This window comes from Vibrio sp. YT-19(2023) (genome assembly GCF_033337395.1).
The window spans coordinates 1-575 of sequence record NZ_JAWOQN010000859.1 but is presented as its reverse complement, the minus strand read 5'-3'; the positions used below and the strand labels follow the sequence as shown (position 1 = coordinate 575).

Genomic DNA, 575 nt, shown 5'->3' with positions numbered 1-575 from the left:
GTCGCCACCAGCACCATCTGACGCTTAAACATTTCTTGCAACAATGTGGCAAGAATCATGGCATCAGTTATGTCAGAGACAAAGAACTCGTCAAAACAAACAATATCCGCTTCTTGTTTAAATAAGTCGGCAACTTTGGAGAGAGGATTTTCTACCTCCCCCAAACGCTTTAACTCGTCATGTACCCGATACATAAAGCGGTGAAAGTGCACGCGCATTTTTCTGTCAGTAGGTAAGGCATCAAAAAAGGCGTCCATTAAATAGGTTTTACCTCGGCCTACCCCGCCCCAAAAGTACAAACCTTTTGGGGGTTGAGGCATCTCGACCTTTTTACCCATGAGCTTTTGCCATTTAGAAAGTTGGGGGATCGGCGCAGACTGAAACTCAACAATATCATGGTAGAGTTTGTCTAAAGCGACAACGGCTTGCTGCTGGGCTTCATCGCGCTGGAATCCATGTTCTGCTATATCTTTTTGATATCGTTTTAGTGGTGTCATCAGATTAAGTCGTGTTAGAGGTACAGAGAAAATGGTCACCTCGGGGTCAACTTTGAGAATAGAGAGAAGTAGTTATCA

At 44.2% G+C, this 575-nt stretch carries 1 protein-coding gene; it reads right to left on the bottom strand.

Annotated elements, in window-relative coordinates; all coding sequences use genetic code 11:
* Positions 1 to 497 (bottom strand): cell division protein ZapE (gene zapE, locus R7E78_RS28850; protein ID WP_318058980.1); only part of this gene is annotated, 497 nt, incomplete at its 3' end.
* Positions 498 to 575: the final 78 nt, after the last annotated feature.